Source organism: Psychrobacillus sp. INOP01 (assembly GCF_018140925.1).
GTDB lineage: Bacteria > Bacillota > Bacilli > Bacillales_A > Planococcaceae > Psychrobacillus.
The window spans coordinates 3330322-3346948 of record NZ_CP073315.1 but is presented as its reverse complement, the minus strand read 5'-3'; the positions used below and the strand labels follow the sequence as shown (position 1 = coordinate 3346948).

Below are 16627 nucleotides of genomic sequence, written 5' to 3'. Positions count from 1 at the left end.
TCATTATTTGATTAATTTACTCTTTTTCAAAAATTGGGATATGTTACAAAACTAGTAATATCAAGACATTATAAGCACTTTTAATAGTAAGAAATATTTTTTTGAAATATTAATCATCCGTCAAATTTCAACAAATAATATCAATAAAGTGTCATTCTATCCTCTAAAACACTAGTGTTTCAACACTTTAAAGCATTAAAATTTTTAGTATAAAAAAAGCATTTCCAAGTTTTAACTTGGAAATGCTTAATCAGAAAAGCTTTATATTTTTTTGAATAAAATACTTGCATTATGTCCACCAAAACCTAATGAATTACTCATAGCGAATTCGATATCTGCTTGTCTTGCAGCATTCGGCACATAATCCAAATCACATTCTGGATCTGGTGTCTCTAAATTCATCGTCGGCGGTAAGATACCCTCTTTTAATGCTAATACGGTGAAGATTGCTTCAACTCCACCTGCAGCTCCTAAAAGATGACCCGTCATTGACTTTGTAGAACTCATAGCAAGTTTATATGCATGTTCTCCAAAGACAGTTTTCACAGCCATTGTTTCAAAATGATCATTATATGGTGTGCTTGTTCCATGCGCATTAATATAATCGACTTGCTCAGGTGAAATTGTGGCATCATCTAGCGCTTGTTTCATCGCACGCGCGGCACCTTCTCCACCTGGAGCTGGAGCAGTAATATGATGCGCATCACCTGTGGAACCATATCCGATAATTTCGGCATATATTTTTGCTCCACGTGCTACAGCATGTTCATACTCCTCCAAAATAATAATCCCTGCACCTTCTCCAATGACAAATCCATCACGATTCGCATCGAATGGGCGAGAAGCTTTTTCAGGATCTGTATTTAACGTAAGGGCAGTATTTGATACAAATCCTGCTACAGACATATGAGTAATTGGAGACTCTGCTCCTCCTGTAATCATTACGTCTGCATCTCCACGTTCAATTACCTTAAATGCATCTCCAATAGAGTTTGTTCCAGAAGCACAAGCTGTTACCGAACATGAATTTATAGCCTTGGCACCAAAATGAATAGATACTTGCCCTGCTGCCATATCTGGAATCATCATCGGAACAAAAAATGGGCTTACTCGGCGTGCGCCTTTTTCTAAAAAGACACGGAATTGTGCCTCATACGTCTCCATACCACCTATACCAGAACCAATCCACACTCCAGTACGGAGGCCCACTTCTTCTGTAATTGTAAGATCTGCATCTTCCACAGCCATGATAGAAGCAGCTAATGCATAATGGGTAAAGCGATCCATTTTACGTGCTTCTTTTCTTTCAATATACTTTTCAATATCAAAATCTTTTACTTCAGCTGCAACCTTAGCTGCAAACTGTGATGCATCTAGTCTTGTCAGCATACCTACACCAGATTTACCTTCTTTTATTCCCGACCATGTTGTTTCGATATCATTTCCTAGTGGTGTAACAGCACCTAAGCCTGTTACTACTACTCTACGTTTTGTCATGAATTATTCATCCTTCCAAATTGTACGTTTATTTTCCCCATTTTAATGCAATTGCACCCCATGTTAAACCTCCACCAAAACCAACCATTACAATGGTATCATCGTCTTTTACTTTGCCATTTTTCACTTCTTCATTTAAAGAGAGAGGTATGGAAGCAGAGGATGTATTACCATACTTATGAATGGTTTTAGACATTTTCTCAATAGGTAACCCTAGTCTTTCTCTTGATGATTCCATTATACGGATATTAGCTTGATGTGGAATTAGCATATCAATTTCTTCTTTATTTAATCCAGCTTTTTCTATTACATTTACCGCAGATTCACCCATTTGTCTTACAGCAAATTTAAAAACCTCTCTTCCGTTCATATGAAGATGCGGACCTTCTTGCGATAAATGCTTACCACCACTACCATCTGCACCAAGCTCGAAGGATAAAATTCCCCGTCCTGCAGAAACTTCACTTACTACTGCAGCACCAGCACCATCACCAAATAAAACTGCAGTGTTTCTATCTTCCCAATTAGTAATTTTAGATAGTTTTTCTACTCCCACTACAAGGACGTGAGAGTATGTATTGGCTTCAACAAATTGCTTCGCTGTTACTAGACCATATATAAATCCTGCACATGCTGCCGATAAATCCATTGCAGCCGCATTTGTTGCACCAAGTTGTTCTTGGAGCATTGTTGAAACACTTGGAAATGGGCGGTCTGGAGTTACTGTTGCTACAATTATCAAGCCAATTTGATCTGCAGTAATTCCTGCATCTTTTATTGCTTCTTTTGCGGCTTTCACAGCCATATGAGATGTATTTTCTTCTGGTCCTGCAATCCTACGTTCTTCTATACCAGTCATCGTTCTTATCCATTCGTCAGATGTATCCATTCTTTTTTCAAGGTCTTCATTTGTCAAAATATGTTCAGGTGCATATGTACCTAAACCAATTATTCCTGCATTCATGAATGTTCCTCTTTTCTTATAATCTATTATTAGTACCTGGTATTAATAATAACGAATATATGTATATTTTTCAACAACAGAGTTTGTTTTACCAAATATTCTTTTGTAATATGCTATGCTATGGTATGATACATATATAAAATTAGCGCACGAGGTGAAATTACATGCAATATATAATGACGGTATTTTGGTCAGTACTTTTAGTTTCTATGTTAAATTACGTAGTAAGCTCCGTTCAAAACGTTGAGTTTGTATTCATGGATGGTATCTTCATGTCCATTCCAGTTGCAATTTTAGTTCTGATCATCGCTGCAATCATTCCTGATGAACCAGTAGCTAAAGCACATCACTAAAAAACAGCCTTCCAACTGGGAGGCTGTTTTTATGTCCCTGATATTCTTCGGGATTTTGCTAGGCTAGTCTCTTGCGCGAGAGCGATTACAGGCTATCCGAGAGAAAATCGCACATATACAAGAGACATCGACTGCTATACGAGAGAGCTTGCCTTGTACGAGAGTGATTACTGGCTATCCGAGAGAGAATCGCACATATACAAGAGGCATCCACGGCTATACGAGATAGCTCGCCTTGTACGAGAGTGATTACTGGCTATCCGAGAGAGAATCGCACATATACGAGAGGCATCCACCGCTATACGAGAGAGCTTGCTGTTCTGATTGAACTCTTTAAAAAAAGCCATAGATAAACCACGGATTCTATGTGGTTTATCTATGGTTAAATTTTCACTAAACTTTATTAACTTTCACTTAAGATTTTTAGTTCATTCTCTTCCATTTTAGCCACTACCTTGCTGCCTGGTAGAACGGTGCCGCCGATTAGAAGTTTCGCCACTGCTGTTTCTAAATAGCGTTGGATATAACGTTTCAATGGTCTTGCACCAAATGCAGCATCTGTACCTTCCTCAACAATCCACTGGACTACCGACTCATCCACTTGTAAATCAATTTCTTGTTCAGTTAATCGTTTTTGAAGCTGTTTCACGTATTTTTCTGTAATCTTAACAAAGTGTTCCGTTGTCAATGAGTGGAACATAATGATGTCATCTAAGCGATTCAACAATTCCGGTTTAAAATGTTCATGTAATGCACTCAGGACAAGGCTTTCTTCTTGTTCAGTTACTTCCCCCGTTGTATTCGCTAAATATCCCGAGCCAATATTTGAAGTCAAAATAACAATCGTATTTGTGAAGTTCACGATTCTACCTTGACTGTCTGTAATACGCCCATCATCCATCAATTGCAATAAAATATTTGCTACATCTGGGTGTGCCTTTTCTATTTCATCTAACAACACAACTGAATATGGATTTCTTCGAACTGCCTCCGTTAACTGACCACCTTCTTCATACCCAATATATCCCGGAGGTGCACCGACTAAACGAGACACACTATGCTTTTCCATATATTCAGACATATCGATACGAATAAAATGCTCCTCAGAATCAAATAAATTTGCCGCTAAAGATTTAGCTAGCTCTGTTTTCCCTACACCGGTTGGTCCTAAAAATAAGAAAGAACCAATTGGTTTATTTGGATCTTTAATACCTGCTCTTGCACGCCAAACAGCTTCTGTAACTAACTGGACAGCTTGATCTTGTCCAACTACACGCTCTCCTAATGTTTCTTTTAAGCGTAAAAGTTTTTCTCTTTCACCTTCGACCAGTTTAGTTACAGGAATGCCAGTCCATCTTGATACGATGGAGGCAATTTCTTCTGCTGTTACTTCTTCACGTAATAGACGAGTTTCTGGATCTTCAATTACTTGGTTTTCATACACTTGGAGTTCCTTTTCTAATGTTGGAATTTTCCCGTGTCGAAGTTCAGCTGCTTTGTTTAAGTCATATTGATTTTCAGCTTCTTCTAATTCTCGACGATAGCGATCCAATACTTCCCGTTTTTGCTGTATTACTTGAATGGCCTCTTTTTCTTGTTGCCATTTATTTCGCATTTCACTAGTTGAAGCCTCTAATTCTTTCAAATCTTTACGCAGCTGCTCTAGTCTTTTTTGACTTGCAGCATCTTTTTCTTTCATTAATGCTTGTTCTTCAATTTGAAGCTGCATCATTTTTCTTGTAACTTCATCGAGTTCTTGTGGCATTGAATCGATCTCTGTTCGAATCATCGCACATGCCTCATCAACTAAATCGATTGCTTTGTCTGGCAAAAATCGTTCTGTGATATATCGATTAGAAAGCTCAGCAGCTGCAACGATTGCTCGGTCATGAATTCTCACACCGTGATGTAGCTCAAAGCGTTCTTTGAGGCCACGTAAAATAGATACAGTATCTTCAATAGAAGGTTCTCTCACCATTACTTGTTGAAAGCGTCTTTCAAGAGCTGGATCTTTCTCGATATACATACGATATTCATCAAGTGTTGTTGCTCCAATACAATGCAGCTCACCCCGTGCTAGCATTGGTTTAAGCATATTTCCAGCATCCATTGCACCGTCAGATTTTCCAGCTCCAACTATCGTGTGAATTTCATCGATAAACAAAATAATTTGTCCTTCACTATCTTTCACTTGCTTTAAAACCGCTTGAAGACGTTCTTCAAATTCCCCACGATATTTTGCACCAGCGATTAAGGAGCTCATATCCAGTTCAAAAATTTCCTTCTCCTTTAATCCTTCTGGTACATCCTTACGTACAATACGCTGCGCCAGCCCTTCAACTATGGCAGTCTTCCCTACCCCTGGCTCTCCTATCAGTACTGGATTATTTTTCGTTTTTCTTGAAAGAATACGTATAACATCCCTAATTTCCTGATCACGTCCAATAACAGGATCCATTTTCCCTTCTTTCACTGCAGTTACTAAGTTTCTACCGTACGTTTCTAAAGGACTTTTTTCATCTTGTTGCTTCATTTGCATATGCAAACCTCTCCTTATGAAATAGTTTGACCTTTTTTGACTAATATAAGTATACGACCTTCCTAATAACTTTGTAAAGAAATATGACTATTGATTTTCACTAAACAAATCATTTAAATATGCTATTATAAAAGAAAGTGCGCACATGAAAAACGAATGTGAATGACGGAAAGGAAGTAATAATTATGAATGAACAAAGTTCCAATTCACAAGGTATACATGCACTGTTTGAACAATTTGGAGCTAGCTTAAAAGTAGATAAGGATCGCCCTGTTTTCTTAGAAGGTGAAAGTGCAGAAGACGTCTACCTCATCAAGACAGGTACCGTTCGTATTAGTAAGGATACAGAAAGCGGCAAAATATTGACTTTACGAATTACGGGAAATGATTCATTTATAGGAGAAACATCTATTTTTTGCGAAACTGTTTATCATTCTGTCTCAGCTAATGCAATAGAACCTACTCAATTATTAGTATTACCACGTGCAACGTTGGAAAAGTATTTATCAGATTGTTCGTCTCTCATGATGGAATGGATTCAAGTTATGCAAATGCATAATTTGAAAAACGAGACTCGCTTTAGAGATTTACTGCTTCACGGTAAAAAAGGAGCGTTATTGTCCACATTGATACGATTAACTAATACTTACGGGGTAAAACAGGAGGATGGCAGTATTCTCATTGATTATGCTATGACCAATCAGGAACTGGCCAACTTCTGTGCAACCAGTAGAGAGGTCGTAAACCGAATTCTAAATGATCTAAAGAAAAAAGATGTACTTTCGTTAGATAAAGGAATGATTACGATTCATGATTTACATTTTTTACGCACTGAAGTAGAGTGTGATGATTGTCCACTGCATATTTGTCGGATTGACTAGTATGAATGGAACTCAATTTTAAATTTCACCATAATAAAAAGTCGAACCTTTTACGGATTCGACTTTTTATTCTTTCGTATATTGCTATTATCTTACTCCCAGTGCTATTTTAGCGTAGCGAGACATATTATCTTTTGACCATGGTGGATTGAAGACAATATTTACATCTGTATCTTTTACTTCAGGTAGTTCACCAAGTGCTGTTTTTACTTGATCAACAATCTGTGGACCCATTGGACAACCCATAGATGTTAATGTCATCGTAACTTTTGCGATATCTTCATCTGCTAATTGTACATCATATACTAAACCTAAATTGACAATATCAATACCTAATTCAGGGTCGATAACGTTCTCAAGAGCGGCCATCATACTATCCTTCATATCTTGTTCTGCATCTTGACTCATTTTGAAAACCTCCTCTATTTTATCCCGGTTAAACAGGCTGTAATACCCCCACCTCAACTTTTTAAGAGAAAATCAAGAAGAATAGGTGGGGATAAACAGCCTGTAAATCCCCGATTGGTTCAACTAACCATCATCGGGGATGAAGAAAATCCCCACTGATGGAAGTTTCACTTTATATCTCAATCATATCAAACTCGTCAGTTTATGCCAAACTGTTTGCAAGCCACTGCATAGAAGCCAGCAATCCTTTTCTTGATACTGCATGTCCTGCTGATTTTTCATTCATCAGGACTATATTCTGTTTATCATATTGTTTTCTTAGAGAAGCTATGAATTGCGCAGTTGGTTCATATGGTACTACAGGATCCTTTTCTCCATGCCAGAAAAATAATGGTGTTTCAATAAGATTATCTGGATGATTTGATGCGTCAAATTTGGATAGGGTGTCGAACATATTTTTTCTCTCATCTGCGTTCAATGGTACTTTGAATCCTTTTTGCTCTACGGAAGCAATTTGTGCTTTTGCAAGCTCTACATAACCAGGCGTTCCCATCATAATAGCAGCAGCATCAATCCAAGGATATGCCGTTAAACAACCTAAAGTAGTTATCCCACCCATAGAAGTTCCGGCTATACCAACTTTTTGACCGTTGAAATAGCCACGTTTGTCTAATTCATGTTTAATCTGTCCAACTTCTTCAATTGAAGTTAAAACAATTTCCCAAAAGCGTAAACTTATTTCCACTTCATCTAATTTTTCATCTCGTTCTCCATGTAAATGTGCATCTGGTAAAATGACGCGGCATCCTTGTTGAACAAGCTGATATGCGTAATGTAAGTTATGCTCTTTCGCACTTTCAAATCCGTGTAAAAAGATGACAATTGGAGAATCCTTTTTTATTTCTTCTTTATAGATATGTAGTAACGGAATGTTTCCCCATGCCTCATTAGTGACTATCATTGATATCCCGCCTTTCTTCTTTTATTATTCTACCAAAGTAATTTCATGAGTACAAAGAGACTGACCTACCATGCATTAACGAGCAGGCCGATTAAAATCGAAATGTCCTGTGGCTACATCGATACTAGTATGTCCTGTACGTCGTAAGACTACGGCATTGCCGCAGAACGAGGAGTTTTTTGCCAAAGTTTTATTTTCAATCAGTGAGTGCAAGATAACCCATTGATTGAAGTTTCACTTTTTACATTTTGACGTTATTCATTGAAAACGATACACTTTAAAGTAAGATAGAAGGGAGTTTTTTTATGAAACCACATTTAATCGTGTTAGATTTAGATGGGACTTTATTGACCGATGAAAAAGTAATTTCAACAAAAACTAAACATATACTTCAACAAGCAAAAAATGATGGACATCAAGTTATGATTGCGACTGGTAGACCTTATAGATCTAGTGAAATGTATTATAAAGAGCTTGGTTTGAGTACACCAATTGTTAACTTCAACGGGGCATTTGTTCATCATCCTGGAAGTTCTTCTTGGAAAACTGTACATACACCGATAGATTTAAAGGTTGTTAAACAAGTAGTAGAGGCTGTAGAAAGTTATTCCATCAAAAATATGCTCGCTGAGGTACTAGATGATGTGTATTTACATTATCACGATGAAAAAATACTTTCTGCGTTTTCACTAGGGAACCCGCAAGTAACAACTGGAGATTTACGAACTCTTTTGAAAACTGATCCAACTAGTTTACTTATCCATGCAGAAGATGATTCAGTTGACTTAGTTCGTCAGCACTTAAGAGATGTACACGCGGAAGTAATCGATCATCGCCGTTGGGGTGCACCATGGGATGTTATTGAGATTGTACGCCATGGTTTAAATAAGGCAGTTGGATTATCACAAGTATCGGAGTTTTTAAATATTCCACAGGAACGAATCATTGCATTTGGTGATGAAGATAATGATTTAGAAATGATAGAGTATGCTGGTATTGGGGTAGCAATGGGAAATGCGATAATTCCTCTTCAAACTATTGCTAATGAAGTAACTTTAACAAATAACGAAGATGGTATTGCAGAATTCTTAATAGAAAGATTAAACTTAACTAAATAATAGAGATGCAGGAGGATGGGAAATGAGAATATTTGCTGATAGTGCTACAGATTTACCAAAAGCTTTTTTTGAAGATAACAACGTTCTTTTAGCGCCACTTAGAGTTCATATTGATGAGGATGAATATGAGGACATTATTGGTATTGATTCTTCTGAAGTTTACGCGGCAATCCGTGCAGGAAAGCATCCAAAAACTTCACAAGTTTCACCAGAATTATTTTTACGCTTATTTGAGGATCTTGCAAAATCTGGAGAAGAAGGATTATATATCGCATTTTCGTCAGCTCTTTCTGGAACCTATAGTACAGCTATGATGATGCGTGAGCAATTATTAGAAACATATCCTGATTTAAAGCTAACGATCATCGATTCACAATGTGCATCGCTAGGATATGGTTTAGTACTAAAAGAAGCAGTTAAATTACGTGATGAAGGAATGGACAATGCTCAAATTATTGAAAAAGTACGATTTCATGCAGAGCATATGGAGCATTTATTCACCGTGGAGGATTTGGATTACTTAGCACGCGGTGGGAGAGTTTCGAAGGCAAGTGCTTTTGTTGGTGGATTACTTAATATTAAACCACTTCTTCATGTGGAGGATGGCAAGCTAGTTCCCCTTGAAAAAATTCGTGGACGCAAAAAAGTATTGAAGCGAATGATTGATATGATGGGCGAACGTGGTGATACTATTGGTGAACAGTCCATCGCACTTTGTCACAGTGATGATGAACCTACAGCATTAGAATTAAAACAAATGATCGAGGAAAGATTTCATCCGAAGAGTATTGAGATACACTCCATTGGTTCTACTGTTGGCGCACATGTTGGTCCCGGGACAATGGGATTATTCTTTTTAAATAAATTGTCTTAAGAAAAGTGCAAGCGCCCAGAGGCTGGTCGTGACTGACGTCACGACCAGCCCTCTTTTTTCGTTCATCTTGTGGCATATACCTGTCCATCGCTCCCCTACAACTGTAAGAAAAAGATTAAGTTCTTTGTGGATATATAGAGAAAAAATGCTTTCTTATTCATAAAGGAAGCGCCCGAAGATACAATTTCGGTCGCATTCCTCCTTCTCGTTGAGTAAACACTTACTATTTCTCTGTATTTCCACTATTACTAAATTTAATCTACTTCCTGAATTGCTATTTAAACTTTAGTTAAATGACACTAGACATAATAATCTTAAATGTTAAAGATGCTGCCCGAAATATCACTTTTGAGTACTACACCCTTCATTGTTGAAGTGGAAGGTGGCGACTCCAGCGGGATGAGTGAAACAGATAAGCCATCACAACGAACGCGAAGCGGTGGTGATGGCTTATCGCTCCCCCCCGCGGAAGGCGTCCACCTGAAACGGAAATCAGTAGTATTTTTCATTCTTTAAAGTACCATGAACCCCGTGTTCACGGTACTTTTTTAGATACTTTCTTATAAGAAAAGTGTAAACGCCCCTTTAAAAAAAGATCTGTCTTTGGTAAAACTTAGGCTACACCATTAACGAGAAACTTAAATGGGGGTTTAGTCTCCTATGAAAATAGGGACTTGATTTTATGCTTGTGATTTATGGTGGAATGGACATTTGCCTTGAATTGGCTCAATATCATCACCAATAAAGGATTGCTTCCATTCATTATGCGTAGGATCGCCAAAGTGGCCGATATCTGGATGCTTAGGAAGCTGATCCCAAGCTTCTACACGTTTACGAACTTTTTCACGTGACATAATACCACCTTTTTCAGTTCCTTCTAAACCTTCAAATATTTTGCGAGGCTGGAATCCAAGAACCATCGAATTTCCTAGATGACGTGTCTTTCGTTTCTTATAAGCAGGAGCATTTCCGAACACAAAGATTGGCTCTCCATTGAACCGGAAATCCCATAAATAGTGTTCAGGATCTCGAGGACTGTCTTTTGGCCATTCAACTTCATCAACTTCATGTAAGTATTGGAGAATATCCCAAAATTGCTTTCGGTAGTCTTCAATAGAACCCTCTTGCTCAAAAGGCTCTACAAATACAAAAAGACCGTGTCTCTTGTATTTTGGTAATTTAAATAAATCTAGAAAGCCTACAACTGCAGACGGTAGATTACTCCAGTCATCTTGATTGATATAAGCATAGCGGAGCTCGCCTTTCAGTTCGCCACTCATTCCAAAAAAACATGGAAACGTTTTATCCGTTACAGTTTTATGAAAAGTTTCGTATTCTTTATAGAGCCAACTCGGCAAGTCTGTTCTAGTATGAAAATCTTCTTTTGTTAATAAAGCTTGTTCCTTCGTAATCATACAATCGCCTCCACTATCTTTATTCAAGCATCTCTATATATCTATTCTCTACCCCATCCTAAATTTCCTGAAACGGCGATATTCAAATGAAAATAATTTTCACAAATAGGTTATGAAATGAAAAATCAAGGGAATATAAAGGGAATGAATAAGAAATTGGAGGGTGACTTATGGTGAAAATAATTCAAGATCAATCTCAAATACAATGTCAAAGTGAATATGGAACACTTCAAAAAGTCTTTTTATGTGAACCTCAATACATGGAAATTAAAGAAGTGATTAATGATGTTCAAAAAAAGTATGTAAATAATAATATTGACCGTTCACTTGCGATTTCACAGCATCAGATATTTGAACAAACTTTACGGAATGCGGGTGTGGAAGTGATTAAACTACGACCAAGTAAAGAACACCCTGAACAAGTTTTCACTAGAGATATTGGTTTTACTTTGGGCAATTGCTTATTTATTTCCAAAATGGCGAATCCGATTCGTCAAGGCGAAGAAAAAATATTAGCTCAGTGGATGAATGAACATGACATTTCGTATAAGAAGCTCTCAACACATTCCATTGAAGGTGGCGATGTAATCATTGATGGCAATCGTGTTTTTGTTGGAGTTAGCGACCGTACATGTAAGAACGCTGTTCAAGCTTTGCAAAGAGAATTACCGGATTTTGAGATTCTACCTATTCCTTTTAACCCAAAATATTTGCATCTAGATTGTGTGTTCAATATTCTTTCCTCTAATGATGCGTTGATTTATCCTGATGCGCTCGATCCAAAAATCGTGGATCGTTTGTCGAGCATGTATCATTTAATAGAAGTGAGCGAAAGTGAGCAGTTCTCAATGGGTACGAATGTATTGTCTATTGGTCATAATCGAGTGCTTAGTTTGCCAATAAATCATGAAGTTAATCATCAGATGAGAGAGCATGGATATCAAGTGTTGGAGGTCGATTTCTCAGAAATCATTAAATCAGGTGGATCATTCCGATGTTGTTCATTGCCAATTATGCGCCATTAAAAAAGATTGGCCACCTTATATCAGTGGCCAATCTTTTCTTACTTCTTCACTTTTTTCTCTTCATCCAATCTGCGTTGCTTCCCTTTTTTCCAAACAATGATCAGGAATAACATAAACAATAAATATGCGATGGCCATTGCCGCAATGTAGGCGCTATTTAACCCATTGTCTTCTTTAACTTGATATACTTCGACTATCTCTCTGTCCAACACTAAACGGTATGAACCGTCATCGGAAGCACGGACTGTATCGGATTCAAATAAACCACGTAATTCTTTATCTTCTCCTATTTCCTCGCTAGAAATGTCTATTCTCTTTGTCTCACTTGTATTATTAATGACTACAATAAATGTTTCTTCATCAGAATATCGTTTGTACACGGCATATCCATCTTTATTTTCTAGCAATTCCATTTTACCGGTTCGCATCGTTTCTGATTTTGTACGAATGGAGGCCATGTCTTTTAAATATTCAATTAGCTCTTCATCTACACGGAAATTCATGATTTGGTGGCTATCTTTAGCATTTTGACCATTCATCGCTATTTCTGTACCATATGTCATATAAGGCACACCTGGTAATGTAAGCAAAGTACCAATCGCCATTTTAATACGAGTAGGTGGGAACATATTCTCTAAGGCACTATGATAGGTAATTCTCTCCGTCAACAAATGATCCACCATTAAAAGATTATTTTCATTTGCTGAAGAAATAGACTCCGAAGGTAAATCTGTATTTTTGAAAGTGTCCCGGAAATCTAGCATTAGCTGTTCTGAATAGTCCAGATCAAAATCAGCCTCTGACTCTTCGAGGGCAATAACATACATAGGATTACGTACTTCTTTTACTGCTTCAATTAACTCATTTATAAATGGAGTTGGTGCGCCCTCCAACTCTGACAATTTAACTCCATCAATTTTGTAGGTTTCTGCAAATTTAACAATTGTATCAATAAGGGCTTGTTGTACATCAGGATTAGTCAAATCCAAATGCAATTGACCATTTTCTTTTGAAAGTATCCAATCACTCTTTTCGTTATTTTTAGCCCAAATATGGTTCTCACTATAATTATTTAGAGGAAATTCAACCATGATCTTTAAATCTTTTTCGTGAGATTTGTCTAACAACTCGTTAAATTCTTCCGTTGTCCCAAAGTGTCTTTCCAATTCATCGAAATCTAAAATTCGCTTTCCATCATAGGATTCTGTTGCAAAAACAGGTCCTATCGAGATAGTAGTGAAGCCCATATCACTAATATGTGTCATTTTTTCCATAACACCGAGAAAATCTCCACCTGCGAATGCATTAGGATCTTTTGGATTGACATCATAATCGTTCGTTCCTATTTTATTGAAGTAACGATCTACATATAGATCGTAAATACTTTCGTTATGTATAGAGTTATTCGTTTCTGCATTGCTCACTAGAGTTGTCGATAGGCAAAGACTACTCATAAGCAATCCAGTTACAATCCATTTTGTTAACTTCAAGGTAAATCCTCCTTTGACGCATATACATTTCATTTTATCAAAGCTAAGTTTTAATCGCTATCGTTTCGCAATTAAAGCAATAAATATCTATAATATTTCGTCCAAACTGTGACAGGTCGCAAAGTAGTTATTCATGTGTTATTCATGTGTTAACTTTCTTTGTCATTCCTGAAATTGTTGGGGCGAGTTTGTTTCTAGTTCTTTAAATGTTTATCGAGAACCACTTCCTAGTAGGCTTAAACTTGCTCTCGTATGTTGATGACTTGCTTTTTCTTCCAAAACAAAAACCACCAATCATTCAGGTGGCTTTTGGGTTTTATGGAATTCTTGAAGGATATGCGATTGGAGTTCACCTGGAGAATCGGTGTTATTTTTTTGTAGGTTGGCAATGATAAATGATGTGCCTACAAATGCAATCATTAGGACAATTACTAATATTAGCAATGATATTCCCATAAGCTGCTGCTCCTCTCTTCTTACCTCTCAAAATAGCATAATATCAATGGATTGAAAAGAAGCTTCCACTAAGTGAAAGCTTCCCCGTACTTATGCTAAGAAATTTTCACCCATTGGTAATTTGAACCCAAGGAAAAGTGCGATGAAGAAGAAAACAAATACTAATACTAAAAACGTTGTGTATGGTTTTCCTTTTGCCTTTTTCACTAAAGTCATTTCCATCATACCAATTACTAATATGCCTGCTAGGAATTTTAATCCGTAAAGCATTCCTTCACCGAAGTCCATACCTTTGATGAACAAAGCAACTCCAGTAATAATGATTAGGATGTAGAACAAACGTAAAATCATATGAACTACTTTCGGCTTTGCAATCGCTAATGCTACAAAAAATAGGATTAGTGCGACTACCCAAGTGGTAATGTGTAAATGTGTTGATGCTAAGAAATCCATTTTTCCACCTCAATTATACTTGTAGTTTACTACTATCCTATTTAGTGTACCATGTTACTCGAATTTGTTCACTAATGTACCTATTCCTTCAATCGAAATTTTGACTATATCTCCTGATTTTAGGAAGCGTGGTGGATTAAATCCTTTCCCCACACCTGCAGGGGTTCCTGTTAATATAACATCACCTGGTTCTAGCGTAACCGATTTTGAAATTTCAGCAATAATTTGTTCAACTGAAAATACCATATCGGAAGTTTTCCCGTTTTGACGAATTTCATCATTCACTTTAGTCACGACTGCTAGTTCCTGTGGATTTGGCAACTCATCTTTAGTCACTAAATATGGTCCCATTGGACAAGATCCATCTAGACTTTTCCCTAAAAAATATTGCTGATGTTTCGTTTGTAAATCACGCGCAGTTAAATCGTTAGCAATTGTGTACCCAAATATATAATCATAAGCTAATTTTTCAGGAATATTTTTTCCTTGTTTACCAATAACGATTGCTAGCTCGCCTTCGTAATCGTAGGAGTTTGTTATATCTGCATGTAGTGAAAGAATTTGTTCATCAGCTGCAATTGAAGTTGGAGACTTTGTAAATACAACAAAATCACTTGCTATACCGCCCATTTCTTTCGCATGATCAGCATAGTTTTTACCGACTGCCATAATATTTTTTGGAGTACGTGGAATTGGTGAAAGCCACTCGATTTCCGTAAAAGAACGTTTAAAACTATTTGGATTTTCAGCCTTTAAAGCAGCTTCTACTAATTTACGGATTTGTTCGACAAAATCCATACCTAAACGCACACCTTCTACAATGGTAGTGGGAAATTCGGGTAATATTTGGAGCGTCTCCTGAATGTGAAAAACATCCCATACTGCCTCTTCTTTTTTGACTTTTGGCCCGAAGCAAATTTTGTCGTTTAAACGGTATGATAATAGTTTCATCTAATGGACACTCCCTTAATAGTTTTAATCTATCTCTTAGTCTATTACAAATTGAGTTCCTTTTCATCCTTTTTCGATAAACTATTCGAATAAGTCAGTTTTCTCCACAATATTTCTACAGGACCTTGCTTTAATTTCATAAACCAAATCTCTGCAAAAACTATTTGTAAAACATAAATACCGACAGCCATCAAAGTACCTGTGCTTATATCAATCTTTCCGTACAACCCGAATCCGTAGGAATAAAAAATAGTGGTTGCAATAATCGATTGCATTAAATATATTGTCATGGACATTCTACCGACCTTGGAGATTGGAGATAGTATTTTTGCTGCAATCGGAATCGAACAAACCATAGCTATTACACCTGCGTAAGCAATTGCTTGTAGTGGTCCTCCAAAAGTATCTTGAATATTCATGGTGAACATATCTGCTCCCCTTTGATACGGAATCCACTTAATCGCTGTTCCTATAGCGAATGCAATAACTATTGTAACAATCCAAAAAACTTTTAGTTCTCTCGCTCTTTCGATAAGCCTCCATTTTGCTGCTGCTGCACCTAATAGTAGGAATGGAATAATAGTAATGAACATCACTATAAGTATTGCACCATTTCCACTCATATAAAGCCAATCATTTAATCGTTGCCCGAATATATCGCCCCATGATCCTTGACCGTAGGCAAGAACAGATGATTCGATTTCCTGTATTCCAGTATAAATAGTCATGGCATCTGGCTCTATTAAGGACCCCAAGTAAATTAAGCCATTAAGTAAACCATTTGGTATTAAGAATAAGAAAATACTAATTAGAAGTAACCAAATTGGCTTCAATCTAATCATGAGTATTAAAACAAATCCTGCTAATGCATACGTTATTAAAATGTCTCCTGCCCAAATAAGAAAAGCATGAATACATCCGATTAAAAGTAAAACAGTTAATCGTCGAACAGCAAATTTGGAAAAAGCACCGCCATTTGCCTCAGACTTCATAAATTGCATAGCCAAACCATATCCAAATAACATGGAAAATAATGGATACACACTTCCTTGTACAAAAATGTCAATCATTTTAAACGTCTCGTAATCACTTGGATTTTGATACCAAGTATATGGATTAATATAAATATATGGAGTATGGAAAAACAACATATTCACGACAAATATCCCTAAAAGGGCGAACCCTCTCATGACATCTATTGAAATGATGCGTTCATTTACTCCTGTTGGTTTGATTAGCAAG

16 protein-coding genes are annotated in these 16627 nt (G+C 37.0%); 5 read left to right on the top strand and 11 right to left on the bottom strand.

Annotated features, from left to right (window positions below):
- Window positions 1-261 precede the first annotated feature (261 nt).
- Together fabF and KD050_RS16355 are read right to left on the bottom strand one after the other, a co-directional pair.
- Window positions 262-1497: a beta-ketoacyl-ACP synthase II gene (gene fabF, locus KD050_RS16360; RefSeq protein ID WP_211893395.1), complete on the bottom strand. Its 1236-nt coding sequence runs from the start codon at window positions 1495-1497 to the stop codon at window positions 262-264.
- Window positions 1498-1525: 28 nt separating this feature from the next.
- Window positions 1526-2461 carry a beta-ketoacyl-ACP synthase III gene (locus KD050_RS16355; RefSeq protein WP_211893394.1) on the bottom strand — a complete coding sequence of 312 codons (936 nt, stop codon included), beginning with the start codon at window positions 2459-2461 and terminating at the stop codon, window positions 1526-1528.
- Between the two features lie 164 nt (window positions 2462-2625).
- Here KD050_RS16355 and KD050_RS16350 point away from each other — a divergent pair, with 164 nt between their 5' ends.
- On the top strand, window positions 2626-2814 hold the full coding sequence (locus tag KD050_RS16350) for a DUF2929 family protein (RefSeq protein WP_211893393.1): 189 nt from the start codon (window positions 2626-2628) through the stop codon (window positions 2812-2814).
- Between the two features lie 403 nt (window positions 2815-3217).
- Here KD050_RS16350 and KD050_RS16345 read toward each other — a convergent pair whose 3' ends face one another.
- Complete coding sequence (locus tag KD050_RS16345; RefSeq protein WP_211893392.1) at window positions 3218-5353, bottom strand: ATP-dependent Clp protease ATP-binding subunit; 2136 nt, start codon at window positions 5351-5353, stop codon at window positions 3218-3220.
- A gap of 185 nt (window positions 5354-5538) precedes the next feature.
- Between KD050_RS16345 and KD050_RS16340 the strand changes: the two genes are divergently transcribed.
- Window positions 5539-6234 carry a Crp/Fnr family transcriptional regulator gene (locus tag KD050_RS16340; protein ID WP_211893391.1) on the top strand — a complete coding sequence of 232 codons (696 nt, stop codon included), beginning with the start codon at window positions 5539-5541 and terminating at the stop codon, window positions 6232-6234.
- Window positions 6235-6321: 87 nt separating this feature from the next.
- On the opposite strand, the gene KD050_RS16335 is transcribed toward KD050_RS16340, so the two are convergent.
- The gene (locus tag KD050_RS16335) at window positions 6322-6642 is read right to left on the bottom strand and encodes a metal-sulfur cluster assembly factor (RefSeq protein WP_211893390.1); all 321 of its coding nucleotides are present in this window, start codon (window positions 6640-6642) and stop codon (window positions 6322-6324) included.
- A 202-nt stretch (window positions 6643-6844) separates the two neighbouring features.
- Window positions 6845-7603 carry a prolyl oligopeptidase family serine peptidase gene (locus KD050_RS16330; RefSeq protein WP_211893389.1) on the bottom strand — a complete coding sequence of 253 codons (759 nt, stop codon included), beginning with the start codon at window positions 7601-7603 and terminating at the stop codon, window positions 6845-6847.
- Window positions 7604-7908: 305 nt separating this feature from the next.
- On the opposite strand from KD050_RS16330, the gene KD050_RS16325 reads away from it, so the two are divergent.
- Window positions 7909-8721 (top strand): Cof-type HAD-IIB family hydrolase, encoded by an 813-nt coding sequence (locus KD050_RS16325; RefSeq protein ID WP_211893388.1) that lies wholly within the window; start codon window positions 7909-7911, stop codon window positions 8719-8721.
- A gap of 22 nt (window positions 8722-8743) precedes the next feature.
- The gene (locus KD050_RS16320) at window positions 8744-9595 is read left to right on the top strand and encodes a DegV family protein (RefSeq protein WP_211893387.1); all 852 of its coding nucleotides are present in this window, start codon (window positions 8744-8746) and stop codon (window positions 9593-9595) included.
- Window positions 9596-10275: 680 nt separating this feature from the next.
- Here the strand turns inward: KD050_RS16320 and KD050_RS16315 are convergent.
- Window positions 10276-11010 (bottom strand): YqcI/YcgG family protein, encoded by a 735-nt coding sequence (locus KD050_RS16315; protein WP_211893386.1) that lies wholly within the window; start codon window positions 11008-11010, stop codon window positions 10276-10278.
- A 170-nt stretch (window positions 11011-11180) separates the two neighbouring features.
- Between KD050_RS16315 and KD050_RS16310 the strand changes: the two genes are divergently transcribed.
- On the top strand, window positions 11181-12035 hold the full coding sequence (locus KD050_RS16310) for a dimethylarginine dimethylaminohydrolase family protein (protein WP_211893385.1): 855 nt from the start codon (window positions 11181-11183) through the stop codon (window positions 12033-12035).
- Between the two features lie 38 nt (window positions 12036-12073).
- Here the strand turns inward: KD050_RS16310 and KD050_RS16305 are convergent, their stop codons facing one another.
- The 5 genes from KD050_RS16305 to KD050_RS16285 all read right to left on the bottom strand — a co-directional run bounded on the left by KD050_RS16305 (window position 12074) and on the right by KD050_RS16285 (window position 16626).
- Window positions 12074-13525, bottom strand: a complete 1452-nt coding sequence (locus tag KD050_RS16305; protein ID WP_211893384.1) for an alpha-amylase family glycosyl hydrolase — start codon at window positions 13523-13525, stop codon at window positions 12074-12076.
- Window positions 13526-13819: 294 nt separating this feature from the next.
- The gene (locus KD050_RS16300) at window positions 13820-13981 is read right to left on the bottom strand and encodes a hypothetical protein (RefSeq protein WP_211893383.1); all 162 of its coding nucleotides are present in this window, start codon (window positions 13979-13981) and stop codon (window positions 13820-13822) included.
- Between the two features lie 90 nt (window positions 13982-14071).
- Entirely contained in the window at window positions 14072-14434 is a 363-nt protein-coding gene (locus tag KD050_RS16295; RefSeq protein WP_211893382.1) for a YisL family protein, read from the bottom strand.
- 54 nt (window positions 14435-14488) lie between these two features.
- The gene (locus KD050_RS16290; RefSeq protein WP_211893381.1) at window positions 14489-15385 is read right to left on the bottom strand and encodes a fumarylacetoacetate hydrolase family protein; all 897 of its coding nucleotides are present in this window, start codon (window positions 15383-15385) and stop codon (window positions 14489-14491) included.
- Between the two features lie 44 nt (window positions 15386-15429).
- Window positions 15430-16626, bottom strand: a complete 1197-nt coding sequence (locus KD050_RS16285; RefSeq protein WP_211893380.1) for a DUF418 domain-containing protein — start codon at window positions 16624-16626, stop codon at window positions 15430-15432.
- Window position 16627: the final 1 nt, after the last annotated feature.